Raw genomic sequence first — 14,195 nt, 5'->3', positions numbered from 1 at the left:
CGCCTCGAGGTGAAACGGACGCGACGCGCAGTGATCCCCGCCCTGTTTCTGGTCACCAACCCCCCAAAATCGACTTCACGACCAGAGTCTGTTCCCCGCGACAGAGCCAGGTCGTTGCTTATGCGGCGCCCTAGCGCGGAACTCGCGCAGCTACACAGAAGCCCATTGGCCTGACGATAGCCTGCTGTTTTTGTCTTCAAACGTGTTTTCACCGGTGACGAGGCAATTCTGCCCGTTATCCGGGTAATGCCAAGCTCGCTGAGCTTCGTCAGGAGTGCACGTCAGCGAAATGCATATCGGCTATCGGAGTTCACCGTGACAACACGAAGGCGACGATTAGGCTCGTAGCGCGGAGCCCCGTGGGCGACTCCGCGATCACGATGGTGGGGGACACGGCTCGTGAGGCAGAACAACCGCGTGACGGCGTCGGTGGTGATCCCGGCGTTCACGTTCGATCGCTGGGACAACATCGCCAAAGCGGTCGACGCCGTTGCCGCGCAGACCCGGTTGCCGGTCGAGCTGATCCTGTGCATCGACCGCAACCCTGAGCTGCTCGCCGCTTGCCAGCGGCGCTGGGGATCGGCGGCGTTGCCCGTACCGGTCAAGGTGATGGCCAATGCCAACGAGTGGGTGCCGCGGGTGGCCACCGAGGCCAGCTCCGACGGGGTCGCGCGGGGATACGGCGGCGGCAGTGCACGCAACGCAGGCGCCGCAGCCGCGACGGGCGACGTCATCGTCACCTTCGACGACGATGCGTGGCCCGAGCCGGATTGCCTCTCCTACCTCCTTGCGCCCTACGACGATCCGGCGGTGGTCGCCGTCGGCGGAAAGACCGTGCCCGATTTCGAAACGGCAAGACCCCGTTGGTTTCCCCGCACGTTCGATTGGATCTTCGGTTGCGCATACGATGGGCTGCCGACGGTTCTCGCACCGACCCCGCGCCTCATCGGCGCCAACATGTCGGTCAGGGCGAGTGCGTTTCGCGAACTCGGCGGGTTCCGCGCCGTGGACTTCGACGACTTGGACATGTGCACACGGCTGGCGTACCGGTTTCGCGATTCGGCGCTCCTCTACGAGCCGAGGGCCGTTGCCCACCACTTCGTGCCGGCGAAACGTGTTACTTGGCGGTACTTCTGGACGCGTAACTTCCTCGTCAACCGGGACAAGGTGCCGGCCTTCGCGCAGATGGGCGAGGCCGCCAGCCTGGCCGCCGAGTTCAGCTTCGTCCTTCGCGCCATCCGGGGCCACGCCGCCGCCGCAGCCCGAGGCGTTTTCACCGGCAAGCCGGAGGAGGTGCTGCAATTGGGTGCCGCGCTCATCGGCATCGCCCTCGCGGGCATCGGCAATGCGGTGGGCAGGCTGCAGATGTGGTGGGAACGCCGCAAACCGGCCTGAGCTCACGCGTACCCGAAGCGTTCGTAGTCGACGGAAAAGAGCCGGTGTAGGTAATCGCGATCGTCCCTGGTGATCTCGTCGCCGGGGAGCGTTCGCGTGGACTTGTTCGCCCGGCCCAGTCGGATGTCGCCAAGGCCGATGCGCCTGCAGATTTCGCCGAAGTCCTCGTCGATACGCTCGACGCGCCCGACGAAGTCGACCAACGAAGCACCGGACGTATCGCACAAGAAGCTGGATTGTGGATGCATGGCCTGGTCGTCAAGCGCGCAGGGATGGCGGATGAACTCCGAGAAGCCGCTTGTCTCGCGGTAGGCGATCATTGCCGGCCAATTCAACGGATCGTCAGCCTCTTTGGACATGACCGCGTACCACAGGTTGCGCGGTAGCAGCCTCGCCCGCTCCTCGGCCTTGCGCTCGATGAACGTGTAGAGCGAGACCGCCCTGGCGATGGGGTCGCGTACGAAAGCGAACTTGTAGAAGCCGTCCCACGTATCGGTAGTCAACGCCGCGCGAATCTCGTCGGCCGTGCTGTGCTTGGCCAGCCGGTAGAGCGACCGATAACGCGGCCGGAGCATGCGGTCCCGCCATGCTTGAAAATCGTTGGAGACCACCACTGAGTCCGTGCCGAGGTGGGGGACAAGGACTTTCGTCACTGAGTCCCCCGCCGTCTTCGCGATGTGCACGAACACGAACTTGCGGTCGAAGGAGATGATCACGCCGTCAGGACTCTGGTGCCTCGACTCCGACCAGCAGCGCCCGGTGGTCGGAGCCGGTGATCTTGGCCGTCTTGGCCGACGATGCAGAGCATCGGTTGGTCAACACGTGGTCGATGGCGACCAGGGGAGGCAGCCGGACGTTGGCCGGGTAAGTGGCCGTGATCCCGGCTCCTGACTGTTCGGCGGCATCCCGGTAACCGCCGCTGAGCAACCGACGGAAATTCCGAGTGTCGAGCGTGTCGTTGAAATCGCCTGCGGCAATGACGCAAGCCGTTCCCGCATCATTGGCGAGGCGTTGCAATAACGGTTGTACATCATCGATTTCGCGTTTCCACGCATCGACGGAATCTGGCCACGGACCTTGAATGTGCGCGACGAACACCGTCGGGTCCCTTGCCAGGCCGTCGACATGGATCCGGGCGCTCAACGTCGCGTGCGTGTAGTCCTTGTACGACTGGACATCGCTGATCGGGTACCGGCTCCACAGGCCGGTGCCCGAGGCTTCCGGTCGTGCGTCGAGGGTCTGAAATGGAAAAGCGCGGTCCAACCCCGCCGCCGAGAGCTGTCTCGCCGCTCTGCGGGTGAGCTCTTGGACCGCGACGATGTCGGCGCCTGCCTTGGCCCTGTCCACGACCGCCTGCGGATCCGCCTGTCCCAGAAACAGATTCACCGTCATCACCCGGATCCGGATGCTTCTGGGGTCGTATTGGTCGCTTATGTACAGCGGCAGTTGGACGGCAACGGTCGCGATCGCCGTCGCGAGGGCAATTGCCGAGATGACCTTTCGACGCGCCAATAGCAGGAACACGACTGCGGCGAAGGAAGCCAGCCCGAGATAGGGCGAGATCACCGCGGCGCCCAGCAGCGCATGGTTGCTGATGGGTAGATAGCGTGCGAGCAGCCCGACGGCACCGACGGCTAACGCCGTCACCCCCAGGACGGTCAGCGTGCGACGCATCCGAATGGCTCGGGAGCTGCGCTTCTCCTTGGTTTCTTCATGCGTTGCGATACCGGGACTGTACCGGTAGCAAAGGTGTCTTGTACCGATATTCCGTCCAGCACCGATAGGGTGGTGAGGTCCCGCGAACGCGAGGAGGTCGTGTTCATGCCGCCGCGAACACTCAGGGTGCTGGTCCTCGACCAGGCGCGGGGGGTGTGGGGCGCGCAGCGCTACATCCTGCGACTGGCGCCGCTGCTCCGGCAGGCCGGTGTCGAGCTGGTGCTGGGCGGTCCGCGTTCGGTGGAACTGCACGGCGTGTGGCGGGCGGCCGGATTCGTCGCCGTCGACCTCGACCTGACGGTGGACCGCAATATCCGCACCGAAGGACGTCCGACTCCGTCCGGGCTTGCCCACGAGGGCCGGGACGGCGTCAGGATGGCGAGGCTGATCGCCGACGTGGCGCGCGCGGGAGATTACGACGCGATATGGGCCAACGCCCATTGGACACACGCCGAGGCCAGTGTCGCGGGCCGGATATGCCGAAAGCCCGTCGTCCTGCATCTGCACGAGGAAGCCGTGCCGGGGATGGGGCAGTGGCTGCGCGCCGGGGCGATGCTGCTCGCGACGCGCACGGTCGCAGTGAGTCGCGGTGTCGCCCGGTCGCTTCCCGCGGTCGCGCGCAACCGGGTGACGGTCATCCAGAACGGTGTCGACACCGAGGTGTTTTCGCCGGACTCAGGCGCAGATCGCAATGCATTTCGCGCAACTCTCGGCATCGGTGCAGAAGACCTGATGGTGCTTGCCGCGACCCGACTCGACCCCGTCAAGCGGATCGAGGACCTGATCAATGCCGTCCGATCCGTCGACGACGCGCGGTTGATGCTGGTGGTGGCGGGCGTGACAAGCGCGTTTGCCGGGTACGAACGCGAGGTGCGCGCCATCGGAGAAGAGCTGCTTGGGCCACGCGTCATCTTCTGCGGCGAACGCGACGATATGCCGGACCTGTTTCGTGCTAGTGATGTGGTGTTGCATGCCGGGGTGGTGGAAGGGATGCCGTTGGGACTGCTCGAAGCGCAAGCGTGTGGCACACCTGTCGTCGCATACGCCGTGGCCGGTGTTCCCGAGGCCGTGCGCGACGGGGTCACCGGCCTGCTGGCGCCGCCCGGCGACGTCGCAGCCCTCGGTGGCGCGCTCCGCCGGGTCACCACGGATTCAGCGGCGCGCATCGAGATGGGGCGCAACGCCCGCGCACATGTGCTGGCACATCATCAACTCCAAACCCAGGCCGCGCGAAACGTCGAGGTGCTGACCGAAATGTGTGGTGTCTCAAGAGCGATGGCCGGATGATCAAACCTCTAACCGTTGTCGCATTGATCGCAGCGATCGTCGTGGGGTTGACGGGCTGTGCGAAGGAAAAGGAAGCCGTCGGCTACGGCATGCCCGTCGACGGGGTGCTCGTCAACGGCGAGGGAACGTGGGGTTTGACAGCCACCGGCGTGCCGATCAAGGGCCTCGTCGTGTACTTCCACGGCAGCGATCAGGATGCCCACGTGATCCAGACCGAGCGCAAGCACACCGACCTGTTCGACCCGTTGTTGCGTGCCGGTTATGCCGTGGTCGCCGCGGACGCCGGCGGAAATGCGTTCGGAAACCCGGCGTCGCAAGACGCATACCGTGGGCTGATCGCGGCCGCGCAGAAGAAGTACATCGCCGGACCGATGTTCTTCGTCGCCGAGTCGATGGGTGCGCTTGCGGCGCTCGCCTTGATCCGCGACGACACCGCCCATCAGGTCAAGGGCATGGTCGGCGTCAGTCCGCTGATGGGGATGCCCCTCGAGATTCGCAAGGTCAGCTACGTCGAAGGCCCATGGGGTGGCGTCGTGCCGGAGAGCGCCGACCCGCTGTCCTGGCCGCCAAACGTGTTCGCAGGACGTAGTTTTCGGCTGTACGCCTCGAGTACCGATGACACCATTCCCGGCTCCGCGTCGGCGGGGGCCTTCGCCGACCGGTTCCGGTCGGTAGCGGCTATCACGCTCGTCGACTGCAAGGGCGGCCATGTGGCGACGAAGTGCTACCAGGGCACCGAAGTACTCGACTGGATTGCGGGCCTCGGCTGAGCCCGGTCCACCATGTAACGTGAAACGGGGTTTGCTCTTACGAGCTACAACGGGGTAGTCGACATGGTCAGCAACAGCATGGGTGGGTGGCGCGCCGCGTTTGCGGTGTTCGCCGGGGCCGCCATGTTTTCGGGGGCTGTGGGCTGCTCGATCGAGGGGAAGGCCGAGCCCGCCGCGGAGTCGAAGTGTCCGACCACTGCCGCGGCCACGTTGGGTTGGGGCGCCCCGGTGCATGGTTCTGAATTCGACAGTCCCGCCGACGTGAACAACTGGTGGCTCTACGACGGGCCCGGGCATGCCGGCAACGGACGCCGCACGCCACGGGCGATCAGCGCTGCAGACGGCTACCTCACCATCTTCGGCGATGCGGAAGGCAACTCGGGCGGAGTGGCGCTCAAGGGGCCTGGCCAGATGTTCGGCCGCTGGGAGGTCTGCATGAAGTCGCTTCCCGCCGCGCCCGGATATCACTCGGTGCTGCTGCTCTGGCCCGACGCGGAGAACTGGCCCGTCGGCGGGGAGATCGACTTCATGGAAATCCCGGATCCGACGCGGCAGACCGCCGAGGGCTGGTTGCACTTCGGGTTCGACGATCAACGGCAGGGCACCACGGTTCCGATCGACGCCACGCAGTGGCACAGCTGGGCCGTCGAGTGGACGCCTGAGCGCATCGCCTTTTTCGTCGACGGAGCCCAATGGTGGGAAACCCGGGACACCGCGCACTTCCCGCCGGGGCCGATGCATCTGTGCATGCAGCTCGACAACTTCGGCGGCGACATTGCCGCGGGGGGCCGCCAACGCATCGACTGGGCGCGCGAATACTCGCTCGGATGAACCGCCGCCCCGTTTGCTGACAGGCGCGCCGATCGCCCGACAGGCGGGTTTGTCGCGGAGTAAGGTGTTGGCACCGCAAAGGTCGTCGCGGTGGGGGAGGGGAAATGGGGGTGGCAGCCCGCGTGCCGCCTGGGCCGCGCTGGCCGAAGTTCATCCAGGCGATCGCATACCTGACCGTCGCAGGCCCGGTGATGAAGGCGATGACCAAGCGCTACGGTTCTGCCTTCACCATGCATCTGCCGGTTGTGGGGCCCACCGTGACCGTGACCGACCGTGAACTTGCCAAGGCGCTGTTCGCGCAGCCGCCGGACGCGGTCCGCGGTGTGGACGCGAACCTCGGGGTGATGCTCGGACCGGGATCGAGCTTCGGGCTCGAGGGCGACAAACACCGGCAACATCGCAAGCTGCTGCTGCCGCAGTTTCACGGCAAGCGGATGCGCGCCTATGAAGGCCTCATCGAACAGGAGACGCTGGCAGAGATCGCCAATTGGCCTGCAGATCAAGAGTTCTCGGTGCTGGATTCGACACTGACGATCACGCTGAACACCATCCTCCGTGCGCTTTTCGGCGCGGCGGGCGAAGAACTCGAGGCGCTGCGCAAGCTGATGCCCCCGTTGGTGAAAGTCGGCCAGCGGATGCCTTTCGTCCCGTGGTTGCGGCATGACTTCGGCCCGTGGAGTCCATGGGTGCGCTTCAAGTCCATGCGCAAGGAACTCGACGGCATCATCGAGACCCAGATCGCGAAAGCGCTGGCGGATCCGGCCATTGAGCAACGCACCGATGTGCTCTCGGCGTTGTTGCTGGCCCGCTATGACGACGGAACGCCGATGTCGCGCAGTGACATCACCGACGAGTTGTTCACCTTGGTGGTCGCCGGACACGAAACCACCGCGACATCATTGGCATGGTCGCTGGAACGGTTGCGCAGGCATCCCGATGTCGTCGCACGACTTGTCGACGAGATCGAGGCAGGCGAATCGCGGCTGTTGCAGGCGACCATCTACGAAGTGCTGCGCACACGCCCGGTGATCGCATCGACTGCACGCCAGGTGATCGCGCCTTCGATTGCGTTGGGGCCGTGGGTGATACCGCGCGGTTACACCGTGTCGGTGAACATCTACCTCACCCATCTCAACGAGCAGCTGTACCAGCAGGCCGAGGCATTCGATCCCGATCGGTTCCTGGATGCGGCCATCGATTTGTACTCGTGGATTCCATTCGGCGGCGGCAACCGACGATGCCCCGGCGCCGCTTTCGCGCACATGGAGATGGAGGTCGTGCTGCGCACGATTCTGCGGGAGTACGAGTTGGTGCCGACATCCGCGCCCGGTGAGCGGTGGCAGAGCAAGGGCGTTGCGTTCGGCCCGGCCCACGGCGCCCGAGTGGTCGTCCGTCGCCGTCGGCGCACAGCTGCGGCAGGCGGCGAGGCGAGCAGCGCAGAGCGGAGTGCGCCGTGGTGAACCGCGAACCCGACAGGGGTGACCCGACCGCGACGCCGCTGAACGTCGAATACCGAATCGATCGGATTGCCAAACGGCTGGCCGGCCGCTGGCTCGACTTCGGTTGTGCGGATGGCGGTTACGTGGAAGCGATGCTGGCTCGCGGCGCCGACGCGGTCAGCGGAGTCGACGTCGAGGAGGACCGGATCGCCGAGGCGAAACGGCGAAACCTCGCGCGTGCCGATTTCCTGGTTTTCGACGGCCATACGATTCCGTTCGACGACCAGACGTTCGACGGCGTCTTCATGAACGAGGTGTACGAGCATGTGGCCGACGAGGCGCGGGCGTTGGCGGAGACCCGTCGGGTCCTCAAGCCCGGCGGAGTACTCGTGCTCATCAGCCCGAATCGGTGGTTTCCGATAGAAGGCCACAACGTGTCGATCGGCCCGGTCACCGTGTGCCCGGCCCCGCTGATCCCGTGGTTGCCGGAACGTCTCACCCACGATTGGACCGCGGCGCGCAACTACTGGCCCAGGCAATTGGTCCGAGACGTCAACAATGCCGGCTTCGCCATCGATGAGACCGGTTTCATCTGGCCGGTGCTCGAGACATATCCGTGGCTGCCGTCTCGGGCCCTTGCGTATTACCAGCGCCATTTCCGCACCTGGGACCGCACGCCGGGGCTGCGACGGTTTGGCGTATCCACCCTTGTGGTCGGGGTCAAGCCGAGGTAACGATCAGGTACTTCTAAACGTGCTCTCAGGTTCGGACGCTGTCCACCGGGTACCGTACTTGTATTGTGAACGACCTTTGCCGCTGTGACCACCAGCGAGCCGCCCATCAGCATTACCGGGCAGGCTCCGAGTGCGCTTTGTGCGCACCCGGCAAGTGCACTCGGTATCGGTCCGCCACCCCCATCCGCAGTTTCTTCCGGCGGCTTGTCAGCAAGCCGGCCGTTGAACCCAGGCGCGACGCGGCCGGGCAGCCTGTCGACGACATGGGCGCTTCCGCTTAATTCTGCTCATACAGGAATCTCGATCACGCCGGCAAGGGCCCGGTGGTCGGAACCTGCGATGGCGAGTGTGCGAACAGCCGTCGCCGTGCAGCGCAGCGTCAGCACGTGATCCACGGCGAACAGCGGGGGAAGTGCTCGAACGTCGGCCGGGTGGGTGCGGGTCAGTCCCGCGCCTGCCTGCTCGGCCGCATCGCCAAAGCCATCGCGCAGCAGGTGGCGGAACTCGCGAAGGTCACGCGTCGCGTTGAAGTCGCCTGCGACGATGACTGCCCCCTCGCTGGCCGCCGCTAGCCGCGGCAGTTTCTCCGCCAGCCGAGCGAGGTCGGCGCGCCAGCCCGCGATCGGATCGGGCCAAGGTGCGGACAGGTGCAGCACCACAACGGTCGCTTCGGCGGACACGTCGGGGATGCGTACCTTCGCGGTGACCAGGCCGAGCCAGAAGTCGTCGTCGATCTCGGTGGTTGCGATGGGGTAGCGACTCCAGATGCCGACACCCGCGGGGCCCTTACACGCACGAAGCGCCCGGTGAGGAAGGGCCTCATCGAGGCCGGCGGCCGACAAAAGCTCGGCCTTCTCGGGCGTAAGCTCTTGCACCGCAAGGATATCGGCGTCGTCGCGAACCATCTTCACGACCCCGTCGGCGTCGGCCCGGCCATAGCGCAGATTCGCCGAGATCACGCGCACCCTGACTCCGCGAGTCCCGCCGCGGCGCACATACCACGGCAGCTGGACGACGACCACCGCAGCCGTCACTCCGGCTGCCACCGCCGCTAAGATCCAGTTACGTTGCAGCGCAAACACAATCAGCGACGCCGGCGCGCCGAACATCAGGTACGGCGCTAGCGCGGCCACCGCGAGCACGACGAGGTGGGTGATCGGAACGTAGCGCACGGCCAATGCGACCGCCGCGACGGCCAATAGGACGACTCCGATCGCTGTGGTCACGGCACGAGGGTAGCGACCACTAGCCGGCGCACTCCGCGAGCCGGCGACGCAGGAACTCCTGAGCGGGACCAGAACCGTTGCCGTCGAGCGCGGCGCGATACCACCTGTGGGCCTCGGCACGCCGACCCGCACGCCGCAGCAGATCCGCGCGAATTGTGATGACGGTGTTCGATGCTGCCAGCCGCGGATCGTCGGCAACGGCATCGAGGGCGGCAAGGCCGGCGGCAAACCCGTCGCGAAAGCCGATGGCCATTGCCCGATTCGCGCGGGCCACCGGTGACCCGGTGATGTCGATCAACCGGTCATAGGCCGCGCAGATCGTGGTCCAGTCCGTCTCCTGCCAACTCGGTGCGGTCGCATGCAGCGCCGCGATCACCGCCTGTGGCAAGTAGGGGCCCGTCGCGCCCGCCGCGCGCGTGAGCCGGTCGAGGCCCCTGGCGATCCGGCCGCGATCCCAACGGCTCCGATCCTGCTCCTCGAGCGGCAGCAACGCGCCGTCGGCGTCGACGCGGGTCTGTCGTCGCGAATCATGTAGCAGGACAAGGGCGGCCAACGCTTGCGCATCGCGGTCGTCGGGCATCAACGAGCACAGTTCACCGGCCAGCCGCACGCCTTCGTCACACAGCTCGTCGCGAACTGCCGATGGTCCTGCAGTGGACCAATAGCCCTCGGTGAACACCGAGTAGATGCATGCCAGCACGTGCGGAGTGCGTTCCGGTAGCAACTCGGCCGGCGGCACACGCAACGGGATGTTGGCGTGCCGGATCTTGTTCTTGGCGCGGGTGATCCGCTGTCCGACGGCCGACTGCGACTGCAGCAGCGCCCGCGATATCTCGGGCACGCTGAGCCCCGAGATCAGCCGTAGCGTGAGCGCCAACTGCGAGGTCGGGTCGAGCGCGGGATGCGCACAGGTGAACATCATCCTCAGCTCGTCGTCGCGAACGGGATGCACGTCGACGCGGTCGGTGCGGGCCCGGATGTCGTCCACCACGGCTGCGAGTTCCTTTCCGGGGCGCACGGATTCGCGTCGCAACCGGTCCAGTGCCCGGTTGCGGGCGACCCGAACGACCCATCCGCCCGCGTTGTCGGGCACACCGTCGCGGGGCCAGCTACGCAATGCTTCGGCGAAGGCCTCCTGGACGGCGTCCTCGGCGACGGTGAGGTCGCCTGACCAGCGCGCGAGCGCCGCGACCGCGGGCCCCCATTCCCGCCGAAAGACGCCGTCCAGGTTGGTCATTGACGCGGTTACAGCCCTGAGACGCCCATCAGCTGCCGCAGCTCGACCGTGGTGGCGGGAATCATCGACGCCAGTTTGGTGGCCTCGTCACGGTCAGCCGCCGCCAGCAGGTAGAAGCCGGTGGCGACCTCCGCGCTCTCCGGGTACGGCCCGTCGGTCATCAGCACCTTGTTGTCGCGAACGCGCACCGTCGTGGCCGACGCCGGCTCATGCAGCGCCGCGCCGCTCACGATATGGTCACCTGCCGCAGCGGCGAACTCGCCGTGCCGGGCCGCTTCGGCCTCCCACTCCGGCGTGCCTGGGGTGTGGGCAGAGGTGGGTGGCTCGAGCAGCAGCGCCAACCATTGGGCACCGCCCGCGCCCGACCAGTCGGGATCGAAAGCGTGGAAGGTCGGCCGAACCTCAACCGACCCGTGCTTGGCCGCAGGAACGTCGCGGGCCAATGCCAGTGCGTCGTCGAGGTTCTCGGCCTCGAAGACGTAGTAGCCGCAGGCCACCTCTGCGCTTTCCGCGAACGGGCCGTCGGTCATCGTCGGCGCATCGGGTCCGCCGGTGATTCGCACGCCGGCCTCCGTCGGGGCCAGCGCGTCGCCGGCCCGCAGCGCCGCTCGGGCCGTCGTGTGAAAGGCCTGGTATGCGGACATCTCCGCGGCGAATGTTTCGGGGTCGGGGGTTCGGTTGGATTCGGCGGTACGCAGCAGCGCGAGGTATTGCATGGGAGTCACCTTCCGGTCGCGAGCGGAACCCTCTGCTCCACTCTCTACCTGTCCGACGAACGGCGCCGCGCGAATCCGACACGCTCAGTGAACTTTGCGGAAGGAAGTTTTCGGTTCCGCCAACCGCCGCTGCACCGCTGTGTGATGGTTGACACATGCGTAAGTTCTCCCGCGCGTTCGTCGTTGCTGTCCTCGCAATCCTGAGTTCGGTCGTTCTGGGCGTCACGTCGGCGTTCATGGCGGCGCTGGCTTTGGGGGCCACTACTGCGCTGGTGGTACCGGGCACGGGCACCCCGAACGCCAACATCGTCACGAACTACATGGAAAACGCCAGGAGTCGCTACATGGCTCCGTTCACCCCATGCACGGACAACACGTGCGCCCTCGAAGGCGTCAACTACCCCGCGTCATTTTGGCCACTGGGGTTCATCGGCAATTGGTGTCCCGGGTTCAAGTGCGATACGTGGAACGACTCGGTTGGTACCGGGGTGCAGAATTTGGACGGGCAGCTCCGGGGGTTGCTGAACACCACGTCGGACAACGTCGTCATCTTCGGCTACTCGCAGGGCGGAGCGGTTGTCTCCGACGAGTTGCGCAATCTCGGCGACCTCACGCCCGAGCAGCGCGCCCGGCTGTCGGTGGTGACGATCGGCAACGCCTTCAATCCCGACGGCGGAATCTTCACCCGGCTCGGCTTCCTGCCGACGATCCCGATCCTCAATATCACCTTCGGTCCGCCCATGCCGACCGACACCGGGATACCGATCGACAGCATCGGCTTCCAGTACGACCCCGTGATGTACGCCCCGACGTACTGGGGCAACCCGTTCGCGATGCTGGACGCGTTGGCCGCATTCAACACAGTGCACGGGTATTACCTGGCGCCCAACGGAAACGATCCGACCGCCGGGTTGCCCTACGGCTACACCGACAAGGAATTGGCGGACATCTTGGCAGGCCCGTGCCCGGGTCCGAACTGCCGCGTCGACTCCCACGGCAACAGATACTGGATGATTCCGGCCAAGAGCCTGCCGATCGTGGACTCGGTCATGGGCGTGATCCCTGCCCCGCTGCAACCGGTGGCCAAACCGGTCGCCGACCTGGTGTCGCCGGTGCTGAAGGTGCTGATCGATCTCGGTTACGACTGGAGCGGTGATCCCGGCAAGGAGAAGTGGCTGTCAATACTGCCCTTCAACCCGATTCAGAATTGGCCCGCGGTGGGCGTGAACCTCGTCGCCGCGACGATCCAGGGCATCCAGGCCTTCATCGGCGACCTCGGTGGGCTGACGTCCACGCTCCCGCTCACCACGCAGTCGCCGGCGTCGACGACCACGGTGTCGACGTTGGCAGCGGCCGCGCGGACGACCGCGACGGAAGTGACCGAGACCGACAAGGCCATCGACAACACGAAGTCGACGTCGAAGCTGACGCTGGTGAAGGACACCAATACAGACACCACCGAGCAGCAGACGACGGTCAAGGACGAGACGTCAGCGTCGACGGAGGAATCGCCTGTCGCCAAGCCCGAGGCGACGACGGGCGACAAGAAGGCCGACGACAAGAAGGCCGACGACAAGAAGGCCGACGACAAGAAGGCCGACGACAAGAAGGCCGACGATAAGAAGGCCGACGACACCGCGGCCGACACGAGCCCTGCTGCCACGACGAAGTCCGATAACGAAAAGAAGTCGGACACCGACAAGAAGGATGCGGATACGGCCAAGGCCGCGGCCTGACCCGAGAAGCAAATCCCCCGTCACATCAGGCAGTGGCGGGGGATTTCCTTTGGCGAGCGCCTTGCCGAGTGTGGACTTGTGTCACGCTTCCGCGCGAAAAGTGTGCGGGTAACCCACGTTCGGCGGACTAGGCGGTCGCGCCGGGCTTCAGGTACGTCACCAGGTGCACGTCGATGTATTCGTCGGCGAATTTCTGCGCACAGCCCCGCAGGTACTTCATGTAGTTGTCGTAGACCTCTTCGGACTGGATCTCGATCGCGCGGGACTTGTTGGCCTCCAACGCGTCGCCCCACATCGTCAACGTCCTGACGTAGTGCGACCGCAGCGATACGACGTCGTCGAGGACGAACCCCGCGTCCTCGCCGTGCGTCCGCATCATCTGCGACGACGGCAGGCGCGCGCCGGGGAAAATGTCGGTCACCATGAACTTGATGAACTTGAGCACGTCGATCGACAACGGGATGCCCCGCTCCCGGAACTCGTCGGGGTGATAGCTGATGTTGCTCTGGATCGTCATCCGGCCGTCGTCCGGCAAAAGCGCAAAGCACTTTTTGAAGAACTCGTCGTAGCGCTCGAAGCCGAAGTGCTCGAAGGCCTCGATGGACAGAATGCGATCGACGGGCTCGTCGAACTCCTCCCAGCCGCGCAGCAGAATCCGCCGGCTCCGGTCGGTGTCGAGGCCGGCGAGCAATTTGGTGCTGGCAGCGTGCTGGTTCCTGCTCAACGTCAGACCGATGACATTGACGTCATGGCGTTCGATCGCGCGCTTCAGCGCTCCGCCCCAGCCACATCCGATGTCGAGCACGGTCATCCCCGGCTCCAGTCCCAGCCGGTCGAGGTGCAGGTCGACCTTTGCGTACTGGGCTTGCTCGAGGGTCAGGTCATCGGGCTCGAAGTATGCGCACGAGTAGATGCGGCTGCGGTCCTGGAACAGCCCGAAAAAGTCATCGGACAGGTCGTAATGCGCACCGATGTTGTCGAAGTTCTTGCGCATCTTCTCCGAGATGACTGCCACTTCCGACACAGCACAGCTACCTTCCCTAGACCAATCCAAGGTATCCAACCGCAAATCCCCCGTGCGCGCCACACGCCGGGGGATTTGCTAACG

13 protein-coding genes are annotated in these 14,195 nt (G+C 65.5%); 7 read left to right on the top strand and 6 right to left on the bottom strand.

Going from position 1 to position 14,195, the window contains the following annotated elements; all coding sequences use genetic code 11:
- Positions 1-399 precede the first annotated feature (399 nt).
- Entirely contained in the window at positions 400-1,395 is a 996-nt protein-coding gene (locus GGC64_RS09695; protein WP_192722149.1) for a glycosyltransferase, read from the top strand.
- 2 nt (positions 1,396-1,397) lie between these two features.
- Here the strand turns inward: GGC64_RS09695 and GGC64_RS09690 are convergent, their stop codons facing one another.
- Together GGC64_RS09690 and GGC64_RS09685 are read right to left on the bottom strand one after the other, a co-directional pair.
- On the bottom strand, positions 1,398-2,111 hold the full coding sequence (locus GGC64_RS09690) for a sulfotransferase family 2 domain-containing protein (RefSeq protein WP_192722148.1): 714 nt from the start codon (positions 2,109-2,111) through the stop codon (positions 1,398-1,400).
- 4 nt (positions 2,112-2,115) lie between these two features.
- The gene (locus tag GGC64_RS09685) at positions 2,116-3,042 is read right to left on the bottom strand and encodes an endonuclease/exonuclease/phosphatase family protein (RefSeq protein WP_192722147.1); all 927 of its coding nucleotides are present in this window, start codon (positions 3,040-3,042) and stop codon (positions 2,116-2,118) included.
- 141 nt (positions 3,043-3,183) lie between these two features.
- Between GGC64_RS09685 and GGC64_RS09680 the strand changes: the two genes are divergently transcribed.
- The 5 genes from GGC64_RS09680 (at position 3,184) to GGC64_RS09660 (ending at position 8,172) form a co-directional block, all read left to right on the top strand.
- Positions 3,184-4,398, top strand: a complete 1,215-nt coding sequence (locus tag GGC64_RS09680) for a glycosyltransferase family 4 protein (protein WP_192722146.1) — start codon at positions 3,184-3,186, stop codon at positions 4,396-4,398.
- The gene (locus GGC64_RS09675) at positions 4,395-5,168 is read left to right on the top strand and encodes a serine aminopeptidase domain-containing protein (RefSeq protein WP_192722145.1); all 774 of its coding nucleotides are present in this window, start codon (positions 4,395-4,397) and stop codon (positions 5,166-5,168) included. The genes GGC64_RS09680 and GGC64_RS09675 overlap by 4 nt, the downstream gene beginning before the upstream one ends.
- Positions 5,169-5,231: 63 nt before the next feature.
- On the top strand, positions 5,232-5,999 hold the full coding sequence (locus GGC64_RS09670) for a glycoside hydrolase family 16 protein (protein WP_192722144.1): 768 nt from the start codon (positions 5,232-5,234) through the stop codon (positions 5,997-5,999).
- Positions 6,000-6,103: 104 nt separating this feature from the next.
- A complete protein-coding gene (locus GGC64_RS09665) occupies positions 6,104-7,459 on the top strand; it encodes a cytochrome P450 (protein ID WP_192722143.1) in 1,356 nt (451 codons plus the stop codon).
- Positions 7,453-8,172, top strand: a complete 720-nt coding sequence (locus GGC64_RS09660; protein ID WP_192722142.1) for a class I SAM-dependent methyltransferase — start codon at positions 7,453-7,455, stop codon at positions 8,170-8,172. Before GGC64_RS09665 ends, GGC64_RS09660 begins: the two co-directional genes overlap by 7 nt.
- Before the next feature lie 287 nt (positions 8,173-8,459).
- Here GGC64_RS09660 and GGC64_RS09655 read toward each other — a convergent pair whose 3' ends face one another.
- From GGC64_RS09655 to GGC64_RS09645, 3 genes are read right to left on the bottom strand one after another with little or no spacing between them, the layout of a single operon-like run.
- Positions 8,460-9,398 (bottom strand): endonuclease/exonuclease/phosphatase family protein, encoded by a 939-nt coding sequence (locus GGC64_RS09655; RefSeq protein ID WP_370582041.1) that lies wholly within the window; start codon positions 9,396-9,398, stop codon positions 8,460-8,462.
- 19 nt (positions 9,399-9,417) lie between these two features.
- Positions 9,418-10,635: an RNA polymerase sigma factor gene (locus GGC64_RS09650; protein WP_192722141.1), complete on the bottom strand. Its 1,218-nt coding sequence runs from the start codon at positions 10,633-10,635 to the stop codon at positions 9,418-9,420.
- A gap of 8 nt (positions 10,636-10,643) precedes the next feature.
- Positions 10,644-11,351 (bottom strand): YciI family protein, encoded by a 708-nt coding sequence (locus tag GGC64_RS09645; RefSeq protein ID WP_192722140.1) that lies wholly within the window; start codon positions 11,349-11,351, stop codon positions 10,644-10,646.
- Between the two features lie 155 nt (positions 11,352-11,506).
- Between GGC64_RS09645 and GGC64_RS09640 the strand changes: the two genes are divergently transcribed.
- The gene (locus tag GGC64_RS09640; protein ID WP_192722139.1) at positions 11,507-13,087 is read left to right on the top strand and encodes a PE-PPE domain-containing protein; all 1,581 of its coding nucleotides are present in this window, start codon (positions 11,507-11,509) and stop codon (positions 13,085-13,087) included.
- A 127-nt stretch (positions 13,088-13,214) separates the two neighbouring features.
- Here GGC64_RS09640 and GGC64_RS09635 read toward each other — a convergent pair whose 3' ends face one another.
- A complete protein-coding gene (locus GGC64_RS09635; RefSeq protein WP_370582040.1) occupies positions 13,215-14,111 on the bottom strand; it encodes a cyclopropane mycolic acid synthase family methyltransferase in 897 nt (298 codons plus the stop codon).
- Positions 14,112-14,195: the final 84 nt, after the last annotated feature.

It is taken from the genome of Mycobacterium sp. OAS707, from assembly GCF_014873705.1.
Lineage (GTDB): Bacteria > Actinomycetota > Actinomycetes > Mycobacteriales > Mycobacteriaceae > Mycobacterium.
Note: the sequence above shows the minus strand (reverse complement) of the source record. Positions and strands in the feature narration are given on the sequence as shown.